Annotated in this window: 17 protein-coding genes and 2 pseudogenes; 14 read left to right on the forward strand and 5 right to left on the reverse strand. The window is 71.2% G+C overall.

Annotated elements, in window-relative coordinates:
• The 7 genes and pseudogenes from AB8Z36_RS10860 to serC all read left to right on the forward strand — a co-directional run.
• Positions 1 to 197: pseudogene (locus tag AB8Z36_RS10860) on the forward strand (ATP-binding protein); the annotation flags it as partial.
• The gene (locus AB8Z36_RS10865) at positions 194 to 628 is read left to right on the forward strand and encodes a roadblock/LC7 domain-containing protein (RefSeq protein WP_369213024.1); all 435 of its coding nucleotides are present in this window, start codon (positions 194 to 196) and stop codon (positions 626 to 628) included. The pseudogene AB8Z36_RS10860 and the gene AB8Z36_RS10865, both read left to right, overlap by 4 nt.
• Positions 625 to 981: a DUF742 domain-containing protein gene (locus AB8Z36_RS10870; RefSeq protein ID WP_369213025.1), complete on the forward strand. Its 357-nt coding sequence runs from the start codon at positions 625 to 627 to the stop codon at positions 979 to 981. The genes AB8Z36_RS10865 and AB8Z36_RS10870 overlap by 4 nt, the downstream gene beginning before the upstream one ends.
• Entirely contained in the window at positions 962 to 1,621 is a 660-nt protein-coding gene (locus AB8Z36_RS10875) for a GTP-binding protein (RefSeq protein ID WP_440581891.1), read from the forward strand. Before AB8Z36_RS10870 ends, AB8Z36_RS10875 begins: the two co-directional genes overlap by 20 nt.
• Positions 1,618 to 2,865: a cytochrome P450 gene (locus AB8Z36_RS10880; protein ID WP_369213026.1), complete on the forward strand. Its 1,248-nt coding sequence runs from the start codon at positions 1,618 to 1,620 to the stop codon at positions 2,863 to 2,865. The genes AB8Z36_RS10875 and AB8Z36_RS10880 overlap by 4 nt, the downstream gene beginning before the upstream one ends.
• Positions 2,862 to 4,073 carry a cytochrome P450 family protein gene (locus AB8Z36_RS10885; RefSeq protein WP_369213027.1) on the forward strand — a complete coding sequence of 404 codons (1,212 nt, stop codon included), beginning with the start codon at positions 2,862 to 2,864 and terminating at the stop codon, positions 4,071 to 4,073. The genes AB8Z36_RS10880 and AB8Z36_RS10885 overlap by 4 nt, the downstream gene beginning before the upstream one ends.
• 148 nt (positions 4,074 to 4,221) lie before the next feature.
• Positions 4,222 to 5,340 (forward strand): phosphoserine transaminase, encoded by a 1,119-nt coding sequence (gene serC / locus AB8Z36_RS10890; RefSeq protein WP_369213028.1) that lies wholly within the window; start codon positions 4,222 to 4,224, stop codon positions 5,338 to 5,340.
• Positions 5,341 to 5,410: 70 nt separating this feature from the next.
• Here the strand turns inward: serC and AB8Z36_RS10895 are convergent, their stop codons facing one another.
• Together AB8Z36_RS10895 and AB8Z36_RS10900 are read right to left on the reverse strand one after the other, a co-directional pair.
• Positions 5,411 to 6,253, reverse strand: a complete 843-nt coding sequence (locus AB8Z36_RS10895; RefSeq protein WP_369213029.1) for an ABC transporter permease — start codon at positions 6,251 to 6,253, stop codon at positions 5,411 to 5,413.
• Positions 6,250 to 7,254, reverse strand: a complete 1,005-nt coding sequence (locus AB8Z36_RS10900) for an ATP-binding cassette domain-containing protein (RefSeq protein WP_369213030.1) — start codon at positions 7,252 to 7,254, stop codon at positions 6,250 to 6,252. Before AB8Z36_RS10900 ends, AB8Z36_RS10895 begins: the two co-directional genes overlap by 4 nt.
• Positions 7,255 to 7,356: 102 nt before the next feature.
• Here AB8Z36_RS10900 and AB8Z36_RS10905 point away from each other — a divergent pair, with 102 nt between their 5' ends.
• Positions 7,357 to 8,133 carry a TetR/AcrR family transcriptional regulator gene (locus AB8Z36_RS10905; protein WP_369213031.1) on the forward strand — a complete coding sequence of 259 codons (777 nt, stop codon included), beginning with the start codon at positions 7,357 to 7,359 and terminating at the stop codon, positions 8,131 to 8,133.
• Positions 8,134 to 8,139: 6 nt separating this feature from the next.
• Here the strand turns inward: AB8Z36_RS10905 and AB8Z36_RS10910 are convergent, their stop codons facing one another.
• Entirely contained in the window at positions 8,140 to 9,135 is a 996-nt protein-coding gene (locus tag AB8Z36_RS10910) for a WD40 repeat domain-containing protein (protein WP_369213032.1), read from the reverse strand.
• 111 nt (positions 9,136 to 9,246) lie between these two features.
• Between AB8Z36_RS10910 and AB8Z36_RS10915 the strand changes: the two are divergent.
• Positions 9,247 to 9,957, forward strand: a pseudogene (locus tag AB8Z36_RS10915) (GDSL-type esterase/lipase family protein).
• A 10-nt stretch (positions 9,958 to 9,967) separates the two neighbouring features.
• Here the strand turns inward: AB8Z36_RS10915 and AB8Z36_RS10920 are convergent.
• Complete coding sequence (locus AB8Z36_RS10920; RefSeq protein ID WP_369213033.1) at positions 9,968 to 10,378, reverse strand: hypothetical protein; 411 nt, start codon at positions 10,376 to 10,378, stop codon at positions 9,968 to 9,970.
• Between the two features lie 120 nt (positions 10,379 to 10,498).
• Here AB8Z36_RS10920 and AB8Z36_RS10925 point away from each other — a divergent pair, with 120 nt between their 5' ends.
• Together AB8Z36_RS10925 and AB8Z36_RS10930 are read left to right on the forward strand one after the other, a co-directional pair.
• Positions 10,499 to 11,275, forward strand: a complete 777-nt coding sequence (locus AB8Z36_RS10925; RefSeq protein ID WP_369213034.1) for a helix-turn-helix domain-containing protein — start codon at positions 10,499 to 10,501, stop codon at positions 11,273 to 11,275.
• Complete coding sequence (locus tag AB8Z36_RS10930) at positions 11,272 to 11,517, forward strand: DUF397 domain-containing protein (RefSeq protein ID WP_369213035.1); 246 nt, start codon at positions 11,272 to 11,274, stop codon at positions 11,515 to 11,517. Before AB8Z36_RS10925 ends, AB8Z36_RS10930 begins: the two co-directional genes overlap by 4 nt.
• 19 nt (positions 11,518 to 11,536) lie before the next feature.
• On the opposite strand, the gene AB8Z36_RS10935 is transcribed toward AB8Z36_RS10930, so the two are convergent.
• Positions 11,537 to 12,043, reverse strand: a complete 507-nt coding sequence (locus AB8Z36_RS10935) for a carboxymuconolactone decarboxylase family protein (protein WP_369213036.1) — start codon at positions 12,041 to 12,043, stop codon at positions 11,537 to 11,539.
• Between the two features lie 27 nt (positions 12,044 to 12,070).
• Between AB8Z36_RS10935 and AB8Z36_RS10940 the strand changes: the two genes are divergently transcribed.
• From AB8Z36_RS10940 to AB8Z36_RS10950, 3 genes are all read left to right on the forward strand, one after another.
• Positions 12,071 to 12,616 (forward strand): MarR family winged helix-turn-helix transcriptional regulator, encoded by a 546-nt coding sequence (locus AB8Z36_RS10940; protein ID WP_369213037.1) that lies wholly within the window; start codon positions 12,071 to 12,073, stop codon positions 12,614 to 12,616.
• Positions 12,617 to 12,685: 69 nt separating this feature from the next.
• Positions 12,686 to 13,273: a Uma2 family endonuclease gene (locus AB8Z36_RS10945; protein WP_369213038.1), complete on the forward strand. Its 588-nt coding sequence runs from the start codon at positions 12,686 to 12,688 to the stop codon at positions 13,271 to 13,273.
• 58 nt (positions 13,274 to 13,331) lie between these two features.
• A complete protein-coding gene (locus AB8Z36_RS10950) occupies positions 13,332 to 14,327 on the forward strand; it encodes an aldo/keto reductase (protein ID WP_369213039.1) in 996 nt (331 codons plus the stop codon).
• Positions 14,328 to 14,462 lie beyond the last annotated feature (135 nt).

Genomic DNA, 14,462 nt, shown 5'->3' on the forward strand with positions numbered 1-14,462 from the left:
GCCGTACCCTCGCCGCCGCCGAGCGGGCCCGGGGGAACGGTGACACCGGGGAGAACCCACGGCCGCGCACGGCCGACGCCGCCGGTACCGCGGCCCGATTCAGCAGCTTCCGCCAGGCCGTCCGCGTCACACCACCGCCCAGTGACCCGGAAGGCCCCGCATCCTCCCCGCACCCGGAAGGCGACACCCCGCGATGACCACCGGCACCACCACCGACGCCAAGCTCACCTGGCTCCTCGTAGGCCTCCTGGAGCGCACCCCCGGCGCCCGGCACGCACTCGTCCTGTCCAGGGACGGACTGAAGCTGTGCCGCACCCCCGAGCTCTCCGTCGACCAGGCCGACCAGCTCGCCGCGATAGCCGCCGGCATCCAGTCCCTCTCGCACGGCGCGTCCGCCGAGTTCGGGGACGGCAGCGGCGGCGTACGGTCGGCGATGACCGAGTTCTACGGCGGCATCCTCTTCATCGTCGAGGCGGGCGAGGGCGCGCACCTCGCGGTGATCGCCGCCGAGGACGCCGACGCCGGGCTCGTCGGGCACCAGATGAGTGAGCTGGTCGAGCAGCTCGGCGAGCACCTGCGCGCCGAGCCCCGCGCGGACGACGGCCCCCGCGCCACGCCCGCCTCATGAGCCGCCCCGGCCGCGACGACTCCCCCGACCGGCTCTACACCCTCACCCAGGGCCGCAGCCGGTCGGCGCCCGACACCCCCTTCGACCTGGTGACCCTCGTCGTCGCCGAGTCGGGCCCCACACCCGGCATGCAGTCCGAGCACTCCGCGATCCTGCGGATGTGCGAGCTGCCCACGGCGGTCGTGGAGATCGCCGCCGAGCTCGGCCTGCCCGTGAGCATCACCCGCATCCTGCTCTCCGACCTGCTCGACGCGGGCCGGATCAGCGCCCGCCACCCGCGGGCGGCAGCCGGCCACAGCCTTCCCGACCCCGACATCCTGGAGCAGGTGCTCGTTGGACTCCGCAATCTCTGAACTGAGCGAGGAGCGCGGCGCGAGCGGCGCCCCCGGCACCACGGGGACGGCCCGCACGGAGCTGTCCGCGACCGCCGACAACGGCCTGAAGATCGTCGTCGTGGGCGGCTTCGGTGTCGGCAAGACCACCCTGGTCCGGTCCGTGAGCGAGATCCGTCCCCTCAACACCGAGGAGACGATGACGCAGGCGGGGCAGGGCATCGACGAGACGGGCGGCCTCGCCGGGCTGCGCGCCAAGACGTCCACGACGGTCGCGTTCGACTTCGGCCGCATCACCCTCGACGCCCGCAACGTCCTCTACCTCTTCGGCGCCCCGGGCCAGGAGCGCTTCTGGTTCCTGTGGGACCGGCTGTTCTCCGGGACGCTCGGCGCGGTCGTCCTCGTCGACCCGCGGCGCATCGAGGACTCCTGGTACGCGATCGACCGCCTGGAGCACCACGGGACGCCGTTCATCGTGGCCCGCAACGACTTCGGTGGCTCGCCGCACACCCTCGACCAGCTCCGCGACGCGCTCGATCTGGACCCAGGGGTGCCGCTCGTCGACTGCGACGCGCGCTCGCGGGAGTCCAGCAAGACCGTACTGATCACCCTCGTGGAACACCTCAAGACGCTGTACGCCGCCCAGGAGACCGCCAAGTGACCTGCCCCGCAACCGGCGCCGCCGCCGGGCCCGTGCCGCTCTGGGGCCCGCGGTACGCCACCGACCCCGCCCGCCTGTACCGGGAGATGCGGCGCGACCACGGACCCGTCGCCCCCGTACTCCTCGACGGCGGGATACCCGCCTGGCTGGTGCTCGGCTACCGCGAGCTGCACCAGGTCACCGGCGACCCCGTCCTGTTCAGCCGCGACTCCGAGCTGTGGAACCAGTGGCCGAACGTCCCCGCGGACTGGCCGCTCCTGCCGATGATCGGCCACAAGCAGCCCTCGATCCTCTACACGGTAGGCGAGCGGCACACCGAACGCGCCGCGATGATCGCGAACGCCCTGGAGTCGGTCGACCCCTTCGAACTCAGGGCGCAGGCCGAGAAGTTCGCGGACGAGCTGATCGACGGCTTCTGCGGCCGGGGCACGACGGAGATCATCGCCGAGTACGCGATGCTGCTCCCGGTACGGGTGCTCGCCCACATCTACGGCTTCCCGGACGACGAGGGCCCCGCCCTGGTCACCGCGTTGAACGAGATGATCAACGGTGGGGAGAACGCCCTCGCGGGCGCGCAGCACCTGGGGGTGTCGATGGCGCGGCTGATCGCCGACAAGCACAGGGAGCCGGGCCCCGACGTCGCCTCGTCCATGGTGGCCGACCCGAGCGGCTTCACCGACCAGGAGATCGCCGAGGACCTGATGGTGATGCTGGCCGCGGGTCACCAGCCCACCGCCGACTGGATCGGCAACTCGCTGCGGCTGATGCTCACCGACGACCGGTTCGCCGCCTCGCTCTTCGGCGGCAGGCACAGCGTCGCCGAGGCGATGAACGAGGTCCTGTGGGAGGACACCCCCACCCAGAACGTCGCGGGACGCTGGGCCGCGCGCGACACCCAGCTCGGCGGGCGCCGCGTCAACGCCGGCGACCTGCTGCTCCTCGGCCTCGCCGCGGCCAACGCCGACCCGCAGGTGCGCACCGACGGCTCCGCGCTGACCGGCGGCAACAGCGCCCACTTCTCCTTCGGCCACGGCGAGCACCGCTGCCCGTTCCCGGCCCAGGAGGTCGCCGAGGTCATCGCGCGGACCGGCATCGAGGTGCTCATCGACCGGCTGCCCGACCTCGACCTGGCCGTCCCCGCGGCGGACCTGACGCGCCGCCCGTCCGCCTGGCTGCGCGGCCTGACCGCACTTCCGGTGACCTTCACCCCGACCCCGACCTCAGTCTTTGGAGAGCCCAGATGACGCGCATCGCCCTGGACCCGTTCGTCACCGACCTGGACGGCGAGAGCGCCCGGCTCCTCGCGGCAGGCCCGCTCGCCGAGGCGGAGCTGCCGGGGGGTGTGCCGGTGTGGGCGGTCACGCACCACGCGGAGGCCCGTCGGCTCCTCACCGACAAGCGCCTGGTGAAGGACATCAACGTCTGGGGCGCCTGGCGGCGCGGCGAGATTCCCGCCGACTGGCCGCTGATCGGCCTCGCCAACCCGGGCCGCTCGATGCTGACCGTGGACGGCGAGGAGCACCGCAGGATGCGCTCGCTCGTCGCGCAGGCGCTGACGCCGCGCCGCGTGGAGCGGCTGCGCGAGCGCATCACGGAGCTGACGAACGGGCTCCTCGACCGCCTGCCCACCGGCCCCGCCGAGGTGGTCGACCTGAAGGCGGAGTTCGCCTACCCGCTGCCCATGTACGTCATCAGCGACCTGATGGGCATCGACGAGGCCGACCACCCCCGTCTGAAGGTCCTCTTCGACAAGTTCTTCTCCACCCAGACGCCGCCGGAGGAGGTCGTGGCCACGCTCGGCGAGCTCGCCGAGATGATGGGCAGGGTCGTCGCGGACCGCCGCGAGCGGCCGGGCGACGATCTGACGAGCGCGCTGATCCAGGCCTCGGAGAACGGCGACCACCTCACCGACGCGGAGATCGTCTCCACCCTCCAGCTCATGGTCGCGGCGGGCCACGAGACGACCATCTCCCTCATCGTGAACGCCGTGGTGAACCTCAGCGCCCACCCCGACCAGCTCGCCCTGGTCAAGGCGGGCACGGTCGGCTGGGACGCGGTGGTGGAGGAGACGCTGCGCCACTCCACCCCGACCTCGCACGTCCTGATCCGCTTCGCCTCCGAGGACGTCCCGGTCGGCGACAAGGTGATCCGCGAGGGGGACGCCCTGATCGTCTCCTACGGCGCCATCGGCCGCGACGAGGCGGCCCACGGCCCGACGGCCGCCGCCTTCGACATCACCCGCACCTCGGCCAACCGCCACATCTCCTTCGGCCACGGCCCGCACGTCTGCCCCGGCGCGGCCCTCTCCCGCCTGGAGGCGGGTGTGGCCCTGCCGTCCCTGTACGCCCGCTTCCCCGGCCTGACTCTGGCGGTCAAGCGGGAGGACCTCCGCAACAAGCCGGTGGTGACCCAGAACGACCTGTACGAGCTGCCGGTGAGGCTCGGCAATTGATCCCCTCCGGCGACTAGTAATCAGCCCCTCCGGCGGTTGAGGAGCGGGGTCCGGGGCGGAGCCCCGAGGCGGCCACACGGCACGGGGGACATGTCTCACCCGGCGGACACCAGGGGACCCCCGTGCCCTGAGCCGCTAGGCTCACCCCGTGGCTGAGATCCAGATTCCCGCTGACATGAAGCCCGCCGACGGCCGTTTCGGCTCGGGCCCCTCCAAGGTGCGCACCGAGGCGCTGGACGCCCTCGCCGCCACCGGAACCTCCCTGCTCGGTACGTCCCACCGCCAGGCCCCGGTGAAGAACCTGGTCGGCCGCGTGATCGGCGGCGTCAAGGACCTCTTCTCCCTCCCCGAGGGATACGAGGTGGTCCTCGGCAACGGCGGCTCCACCGCGTTCTGGGACGTGGCGACGCACGGTCTGATCGACAACAAGTCCCAGCACCTGAGCTTCGGCGAGTTCTCCTCGAAGTTCGCGAAGGCGGCGAAGCTGGCCCCGTGGCTGGCCGAGCCGACGGTGATCACCAGCGAGCCGGGCACCCACCCGGAGACGGCCGCCGAGGCGGGCGTCGATGTCTACGCCCTCACCCAGAACGAGACCTCCACGGGTGTCGCGGCGCCGGTCAAGCGCGTCGCGGGCGCCGACGACGGGGCGCTCGTCCTGGTGGACGCCACGTCGGGCGCGGGCGGCCTGCCGGTCGACATCGCCGAGACGGACGTCTACTACTTCGCCCCGCAGAAGTCGTTCGCCGCGGACGGCGGTCTGTGGATCGCGGTGTTCTCCCCGGCGGCGATCGAGCGCGCCGAGCGCATCCACGCCTCGGGCCGGCACGTGCCGGAGTTCTTCTCGCTGCCGACGGCGATCGACAACTCCCGCAAGAACCAGACGTACAACACCCCCGCGCTCGCCACGCTCTTCCTGCTCGGCGAGCAGCTGGAGTGGATGAACTCCCAGGGTGGCCTGGAGTTCACGACCGGCCGCACGGCGGCGTCCTCGCGGACGCTGTACGGCTGGGCGGACGACTCCAAGTACGCGACGCCGTTCGTCACGGACCCGGCCAAGCGCTCGCAGGTCATCGGCACGATCGACTTCGCGGACGAGGTGGACGCGGCGGCGGTCGCCAAGGTGCTGCGCGCCAACGGCATCGTGGACACCGAGCCGTACCGCAAGCTGGGCCGCAACCAGCTCCGCATCGCGATGTTCCCGGCGATCGACCCGGCGGACATCGAGGCGCTCACCAAGTGCGTCGACTACGTCATCGAGAAGCTCTGACCTCTCGTACGTGAAGGGGGCGCCGGCACTGATGAGTGCCGGCGCCCCCTTTCCCGTACCGCGCAAGCCTCTACCGGCTGAGCCGCTTGAACCTCCGTACCGCCAGCGGCAGGAAGACCAGCGAGATCACCAGCGGCCACCCGACCGCCATGAGGACGGCGTGCTGCTCCACCCAACTGTCGCCGCCCGCGCCCGGGTTGCCGAAGAGTTCGCGCGTCGCCGTGCCCGTCGACGAGACGGGGTTCCAGGCGGCGACCGGCCCCAGCCAGTCCGGCATCAGTGACGGTGCCACGAAGACGCTGGAGATCATCGTGAGCGGGAAGGCGACCGCGTAGAGTCCGCCCGCCGCCTCCGGGGACGGCACGACGAGGCCGAGGTAGACACCCACCCAGATCAGGCTGAACCGCAGGAGCAGCAGCAGCGCGAAGGCGAGGGCGGTGTCGACGAACCCGGCGCTGGAGCGCCAGCCGATGGCCAGGGCGGTCGCGGCGAGGATCGTCAGCTCCGCGCAGGCCACCACGAGGTCGGCGACCCCGCGCCCGGACGCGACCGCCGAGGGGGCCATGGGCATGGAGCGGAAGCGGTCGATGACGCCCTTGGAGGCGTCGGTGACCACGGCCATGGCGGTGTTCATGAAGCCGAAGGCCATGGTCATCACGAACATGCCGGGCATCAGGAACTGCTTGTAGTCGCCGTCGTCCCCGCCGCCGGGCACCTTCATCGCCTCGCCGAAGACGAAGCCGTACAGGAGCACGGAGATGATCGGGAAGCCCAGTTGCCAGGCGATGGTGACGGGCTGGCGCAGGAAGTGGGTGAGGTAGCGGCGGGTGACGTTCCAGCTGTCGGCGAAGGCCCAGAAGAGGCGTCCGTGGACACGCTCCTGTGCCGGGTCGACGGTGAGGGCGGCGCTCATGCCGCGACCTCCTCTTTCTTCTCGGCGCCCGCGGTGCCCGCCGCGCCGGTGGGGTCGGACGGCTGGCCGGTGAGCCGCAGGAACACGTCGTCGAGGCTCGGCCTGCGCAGCCCGATGTCCTCGACGGCGACACCCTCGTCCTGAAGGGTGCGCGCCACGTCGGTGAGGGCGGGGACCCGGTCGTTGACGGCGGCCTGGACACGGCGTTCCACGTCGACGACGAGCGGTTCGCCCGCGCAGACCCGCCGGACGGCCCGGACGGCCGAGGGCAGGTCGGCGGCCTCGCGCACGACGACTTCGAGGTGGCTGCCGCCGACGGTGTTCTTCAGGCCGTCGGGGGTGTCGTCGGCGATGGCCCGGCCCCGGTCGATGACGGTGACGCGGGAGGCGAGCCGGTCGGCCTCCTCCAGATACTGGGTGGTGAGCAGCACGGTCGTGCCCCGGGCGACCAGGTCCCGGACGGTCTCCCAGACCTCCTGGCGGCTGCGCGGGTCGAGGCCGGTGGTGGGCTCGTCCAGGAAGAGCACGCCGGGGGCGAGGATCATCGAAGCGGCGAGGTCCAGGCGGCGCCGCATGCCGCCGCTGTACTGACCCGCGCCCTTCTCCGCCGCGTCCAGCAGGTGGAACTGTTCGAGGAGTTCCTGGGCGCGCAGCGCGGCCCTGCGGGCGCCCAGGTGGAAGAGGCGGCCGAACATCTCCAGGTTCTGCCGCCCGGTGAGGATCTCGTCGACCGCCGCGTACTGGCCGGTCAGGCCGATGCGGGCGCGGACGAGCCCCGGTTCACGCGCCACGTCGGCGCCCGCGACCTCGGCGTGGCCGCCGTCCAGCCGTACGAGCGTGGAGAGAATCCGTACGGCGGTGGTCTTGCCCGCGCCGTTGGGGCCGAGCAGCCCGTGCACCGTGCCCTGCTCGACCCGCAGGTCGAAGCCGTCGAGGGCGTCCTTGTCGCCGTACCTCTTCCGCAGTCCCTCGGCCCGTACCGCGAAGCCGTCGCCGTTCATCGCCCGCCCTCCAGATCGCTGGTCGCACACCTACTGGGTACACCGTACCCAGATTTGAGAGTACGGCGTACCCAGTTTTGGGGCGGAGTTTAAAGTGAGGGCATGACGAGCACAGGCGACGGCGACGGTCAGCGCACCGGCAGCGACATCAACCGGAGCCTCGAACTGCTCTGGGGCAGCGGCGAGCGCCCCACGCGGGGGCCGAAACCGGCGCTCACCCTGGACCGGATCATCACCGAGGCGGTGCGCCTGGCCGACGCCGAGGGACTCGCGGCGGTCTCCATGCGCCGCCTCTCCACGGAGCTCGGCACCGGCACGATGTCCCTGTACCGCTACGTCCCCGGCAAGGCCGATCTGCTCGATCTGATGCTGGACCGCGTGTACACCCCGCCGGAGGAGGAAGAGCCCTGGTCAGGCGGTTGGCGCGAGGGCGTCGAGGAGTACGCCAGGGAGACCCTCGTCCTCTACCGCCGCCACCCCTGGCTGCTCCACGTCAACCAGGCCCGCCCGGTGCTCGGCCCCGGCGCGGTCGGCGGCCTGGACCGGGTCCTCACCCGGATCGCGCCGATGGGCCTCACCGACCCCGAACGGATCGGCGTCGTCGTCGCCGTCGAGGGGTACGTCACCGGGGTCGCCCGCACCCAGGCGCACGAGGTGGAGGCGGTCAAGAAGAGCGGCCTGAGCGAGCAGGCCTTCTGGGAGGCGCAGCAGCCGACCCTGGAAAAAATCATGCTGAGCGGCAGATATCCGTCGCTCGCGGGCCTCTCCGACGACGCGTTCGGCCCGGACTTCGACCACTTCGAGTTCGGGCTCCAGCGGCTCCTCGACGGCCTCGACGTACTGGTGGCCAGGCGCGCGGCCGAGCAGCGGGGGGCCTGAGGTCCGCTACTTCCTCGCACCGCGCCGCGAGAGCCGCTTCAGGCCGAGGAAGGCCAGCAGTACGGCGCCGAAGACGATGGCCCCCGTCTTCAGCCCGCCCTCCGTGCCGGAACCGCCGTCACCGCCGGAACCCGGGCCCCCGTCCGTGCCGGACGCCCCGGAGCCGCCCTTCCCCTTGACCTCCACGGGCGTGACCGCGCTCTGCGCGCCCTCGGTGCCGTACATCAGGGTCGTGCCGTCCGTCGTGTACGTGACGGACTCGCCCTGCCGCTGGAGCGGCACACTCAGCCGGCCCTCCCGCTCCGGCGCCTTGCCCGCGCCCTGCCATGCGTACGAGATCCCGCCGAAGTACCCGCGCAGGGCGAGCTGCTCACCGTCCGGCGAGAAGGCGCCGTCCGTCACCCACAGGTCGGTCGCGGCGATGCGCTTGAAGACGTTGGTGCCGGAGGCGGACATCCGGGCGGGGCCTTCGTAGAGGTGGCCGCCCTCCTCCTTCTTGTCGGCGATGTAGATCCGCCCGGTCTTCGGGTGCACCATCAGCGCCTCCGCGTCGCGCGGTCCGTCGGCGTACTTCACGACGTACTGCGTGGCGCGGATCGTCTGGTCCGCCAGCTTCTTCGGCTCGGGCAGCCGGTAGATCCAGACGTTGGACCACTTGCCGCCGAGGTTGTCGCCGATGTCGCCGACGTAGAGGTTGCCGTCGCCGCCGACCGAGATGGCCTCGACATCGCGCGGCGCGCCCACGCCGGTCATCGTGACGGTGGCCACCGTCCTGCCGGCCCTGGAGTCGACCGCGTACAGGTAGGCGCCCTTGTCCTGGTCGTTGTGCGTCCAGTAGATCCCGGGGTGGGCGCGGGACGCGGCCAGGCCGCTGGACTCGACGATCCTCGGGTCCTTGATGGTGAACCCGTCGTGGCCGCCGTCGGCGGCGGCGGGCACCGCCAGGGCGACGGGCAGCACGGCGGCGGCGAGGACGGGAGGCAGGGACCGGAGCGGGCGCATGGGCCAAGCCTGCCATCCGCGCCCCAGTGGCGGGTCCTCGTCCGGGCGCCCCGGCCGGGCGTGCGCAGCCTCACATCGCAGGTGCGGGCCCTGATCGGCCAGAATGAGCGGATGCTCAGGTTCATGTTCGTCGGCGACTCGATGACCATCGGAAGCGCCGGTGAACACACCTGGCGCCACCGGATGTGGCAGCGGCTGCGCGCCACCCTCGGCGACGGCGAGTTCGCCGTGGTGGGCCCGCGCACCACCCTGTACGACAAGGCGGCGGGCGAGCCCCTCTCGTCCGACTACGCCGACGCCGACCCGGCCTTCCCGCGCAACCACCTGGCGGGCTGGGGCGAGGGATGGCTGCATATGGCGCCGCTGATATCCGGCGCGCTCACGGACGACCCCGCGGACGTCCTGCTGATCTCCCTGGGCCTGATCGACCTGGGCTTCTACACGGACGCGGACCAGACGGCCGCGAACGTAGGCGAGTTCATCGCGGGGGCGCGTTCGGCGAACCCCGGCATCCGGATGGTCCTGCTCCCGGTGATCCCCAACATCCGGGCCGAGTCGGACGCGCCCTTCGCGGCGGAGGTGGCCCGCTTCAACGGGCTTCTCGCGCGGGCGGTCGCGGACCTGGACACGGCCGCSYSMSMRSYCCKKYKRRSCCCGCCCCCGTCCTCGTACGACATCCACACCGACACCTACGACGGCACGCACCCCAACGCGAGCGGCGAGCACAAGCTGGCGGGGGCGTTCGCGGAGGCGATGGCGCGGGGGTGGGGCCTCGGCGTGCCCCGCGCGAGGACGCTCGCGACGGCCGTGGCGGCGAGCTGACCCCGCGCCGTCACCGGACCGCACCTCTCGTCACATCGAGCAGCAACTGCCCCTCGACGAACGGAGCTTCCGCCGTGGGCAGGGACCGCCAGTCCAGCGGCCAGGTCCAGCCGTCGAGCGCGGGCACGCCGACGTAGGCGAAGCCTGCGGAGGTCCGGCCCAGGGGGCGCGCTCCGGGTGGCCAGCCGTACGACTTCGCCGTGCCCGGCGGGAGCAGGAAGTAGAAGTAGCGCCCGCCGGTCGCCTCGCGGATGACGGGCCCCACGTGGAACTCCGTGAGCCGCGATAGCTCGTACAAGATCCGCTCGCCGGGCGGCCCGTCGACGCGTACGGCGTCGAAGTGGATACCGGCGTGGCGCAGCGCGTGCCCCGACGCCGGAATCCAGTCGTGCACCCTGAGCGGTGCGGTTTCCCAGTTCATGCGCCATATGCTTCCGGGCGGTCACATACTGTGACCAGGGCCTCGCGGGAGCGGTGTGGGGCTGTGCGCAATGGGGAGGCCGACGTGCACCAACGTGAGCGTTGTTCGGGGAACTTGGAGATGTTCGGCTCACTGCTGCGCTTCTTCCGCGAGCGGGCCGGAATGAATCAGGAGAAGCTCGGCGGTCATGTTGGGTACTCCAAGTCGCAAGTGGCGATGGTCGAGCGCGGCGAGAGGGCACCGAGGGGCAAGTTCGTCGAGATCGCGGACGAGGTACTGGGTGCACAGGGTGCACTCGTCGCAGCTGGCGGCATGCTGCGGACCGACCGCTTCCCGGCATGGTTCGAGGACTACGCCGAGCTTGAGGCGGAAGCTGTCGCCATTTACATGTACGCCACGCACGTGATCCCGGGATTGCTCCAGACCGAGGATTACGCGCGGGCGATTTTCAACTGCCACTCCCCAGGCTTGGAGGACGAGGAGATCGAGGAGCGGGTCGCGGCGCGACTCGATCGACAGCACGTACTGTGCCGCAAGCCCGCGCCGCTGGCCGGTTTCGTCCTGGAGGAGCACACGCTGACCCGGCCTCTCGGCGGCCGCCCGACACTCAGGGACCAGTTGGAGCACCTCCTCGATGTCGGCCGCAGGCGCAACGTCGAAATCCAGATCATGCCGCACCAGCAAGAGGTGCACGCCGGTCTCAACGGGCCGATGATCCTGCTGGAGACAGCCGAGCTTGACCAGCTCGCCTACATCGAGGGCCCAGGAGGCGGCTACTTCGTGAACCAGCAGCCCAACCTGAGTAACTTGTACGGGCGTTACGGGATTCTGCGGGCGCACGCCCTCAGCCCCGAAGAGTCGGCCAACTTGATCGGACGGGTGGCACGCGAACTATGAGCGGTAGCGCATTGCACTGGTTCAAAAGCAGCTACAGCAGCAGCCACGGCGGCAAATGCGGCGAGGCCGTCCTGACCTGGACGAAGTCCAGCCACAGTGGCGACCAGGGCGGCGAATGCATAGAGGTCGCCCGCACGACCACCACCATCCACATCCGCGACTCCAAGAACCCCGAAGGCCCCACCTTCCGCGTCGCCCCGTCCGCCTGGACGGAGTTCCTGGCGCACGCCACCACCGCGTAAGGCCCCTGACCAGAACCGACTAAGCCGCCCGCGTCAGCCGGTTCGCGAGGGTCGACATCGTGTACGTCCCGATACCGAGGACGACTTCGAGCGCGTTGCGCTCGCTGTAGCCCTGGGCCAGGAACGCCGCGAGGTCCTGCTCGGCCACGCCGCCCGCCGTGGCGAGGACGGCGAGGGTGAACTGCCGTACCGCCTCCAGGCGTTCGTCGGGCACGGCCCGCTGCTCGCGAAGGGCGGCGACGACCTCACCGTCCGCCCCCAGCTTGCGCAGCTTGCCCGTGTGCATCGCCACGCAGATGTGGCAGTCGTTGCGGACGGCGACGGTCATGATGACGGTCTCGCGGGCCACGGGCTCCAGCGTGGTGCGCTCGAAGGCTGCGCTCATCTCCAGAAAGCCGTTGAGCAGCTCCGGCGACTCGGCGAGCCGGGCGACGGCGTCGGGCAGGCGCCCGAACCCCTCGGTCACCCGCTCCATGGCGGGCCGGGACTCGGAAGGTGCGGACGCGATGGTGTGCGCGGTGAACATACGGCGGGACCCCCTACGATCGACAACATGGTTGACGGTACGGAGAAGGTAAACCAGGTTGTCGATTCGGGCAAGCGGGCAGCCCCCGAGGCGGCGACGGCGACGGCGACGGACGCACCGGGATACGAGCTGCCGCTGCTGCTCTTCGCGGGCTTCCGCACCCTGATCGACCGTCTGCACGCCGAACTCGCCCGGCAGGGCCACCCGGACGCCCGCCCCGCCCACGGCTTCGCCATGCAGGCGATCGGCGTCCAGGGCGCCACGGCCAGCGAGATCGGCCGCCGTCTCGGCGTCTCGAAGCAGGCGGCGGGCAAGACCGTCGACCGCCTCATCGCCCTCGGCTACGCCCACCGCACCGACGACCCGGCCGACGCCCGCCGCAAACTGATCCGCCTCACCCCGCACGGCGTCGACGCACTGCGCCGCTCGGCGGCGGTCTTCGACGAACTGCGGGCGGAGTGGGCGGCAGCCCTGGGCCCGACCGACCTCGCCACCCTGGAGAACTCCCTCCGCACGGTCGTCCCCCCGGACGCGTTCCGCCTCGACGCGGCGGGCTGGCTGGGCGGCTCGTGACCTTGCCGCCGTGCCTGTCGTTGTACCGCGCGGCCATACCCGACCGGGTGGCCGGGCAGGAGCGGCACCGTGAGCGTTCTGGACGGCAGGACCGACACTTCCGGCACCGGCAACGAGCGGGCCCTGGACGCGATGTTCGCGGCGCTTGAGCGGGAGCCCTTCCTTGAGGGCTACAAGACCGACATCGTCGGCGGAGCCGTCCACATGACGCCGCAGCGGTCCAACCACTGGGACCTCACCTGGGGTGTCCTGCGGCAGCTCAGGCCCAAGTACGACCGGCGCACCCTGCTGTCCGACGTACGCATCGACTACCCCGGGGCCCTCAACGCCTTCTGCAGCGACGTGGCGCTGGTCGCCGAAGGGGCCGAGCGCACGAGGCAGGGCGGCTACCTGTGCAGGGACGTCGAGTTCGTCGCCGAAGTGATCTCCAGGGGCACCGGCGAGAACGACTACGGCCCGAAGAAGACCGGCTACGCCACCGCCGAGGTGGAGGTCTATCTCATCGTCGACCCCTACCAGGGCAAGTGCCACGTCTACACCCAGCCCAAGCAGGGCGACTACCGCGTCGAGACGACGGTGGACTTCGGCGAGGAGATCGACCTGACCCACACCCCCCTCGGCCTCACCATCGACACCTCGGGCTTCGCCCGCGACTGATCCACGCCCCGCCCTCCCCCTTGCCTGGAGCCCACTCCAACGCGTTGGCTGGGGCCCCATGAAGTACACGCAGCTGGGACGCACGGGGCTCAAGGTCAGCCGGATCACGCTCGGCACCATGAACTTCGGTCCCCTCACCAACGAACCCGACAGCCACTCGCTCATGGACACCGCGCTCGACGCGGGCGTCAACTACTTCGACACCGCCAATGTGTACGGGCGGGACTCCGGCAAGGGCCGCACCGAAGAGATCATCGGCACCTGGTTCACGCAGGGCGGCGAGCGGCGCGACAAGGTCGTGCTCGCCACGAAGGTGTACGGGAACATGGGCCCGCAGGGCGAAGAGGTCTGGCCCAACCACGACCGGCTCTCCGCGCTGAGCATCCGCCGTGCCGTCGAGGCGAGCCTCCGCCGCCTCCAGACCGACTACATCGACATCTACCAGTTCCACCACATCGACCGGAACACACCGTTCGAGGAGATCTGGCAGGCCGTCGACGTCCTGGTCCAGCAGGGCAAGATCCTCTACGCGGGATCCAGCAACTTCCCCGGCTACAAGATCGCCCAGGCCAACGAGACCGCCGCCCGGCGCGGCAGCTTCGGCCTCGTCAGCGAGCAGTGCCTCTACAACCTCGCCGAGCGCCGGGCCGAGGAAGAGGTCATCCCCGCCTCCCAGGAGTACGGCCTCGGCGTCATCCCCTGGTCACCGCTGCACGGCGGTCTCCTCGGCGGTGTGCTGAAGAAGCAGAGCGCCGAAGGCACCCGGCGCGCGGGCGGGCGGGCCGCCGCCGAGCTGGCCAAGCCGGAGGTCCGCGCCCAGGTGCAGGCGTACGAGGACCTGCTCGACAAGCACGGCCTCGAACCCGGCGAGGTCGCTCTCGCCTGGCTGCTCACGCGCCCCGGCGTGACGGGCCCGATCGTCGGCCCGCGCACCGCCGGGCAGCTCGACTCCGCCCTGCGCGCCGTCGAGCTCGACCTGCCGAGGGAACTGCTCGACTCGCTGGACGAGATCTTCCCGGGCCCGGGGCCCTCGCCGGAGTCCTTCGCCTGGTAGGCCCGTAAGCGTCGGCGAGGTGCGGGCAGCCGCGGAGGCGCTAGCCGCCGACCGCKKMCGCCACGGCCACCACGACGAACATCAGCACGAGCACACCGGCCATGATCCGGTTTCTGGTCTTGGGGTCCACACCGT

The organism is Streptomyces flavofungini, assembly GCF_041028215.1.
GTDB lineage: Bacteria > Actinomycetota > Actinomycetes > Streptomycetales > Streptomycetaceae > Streptomyces > Streptomyces flavofungini_B.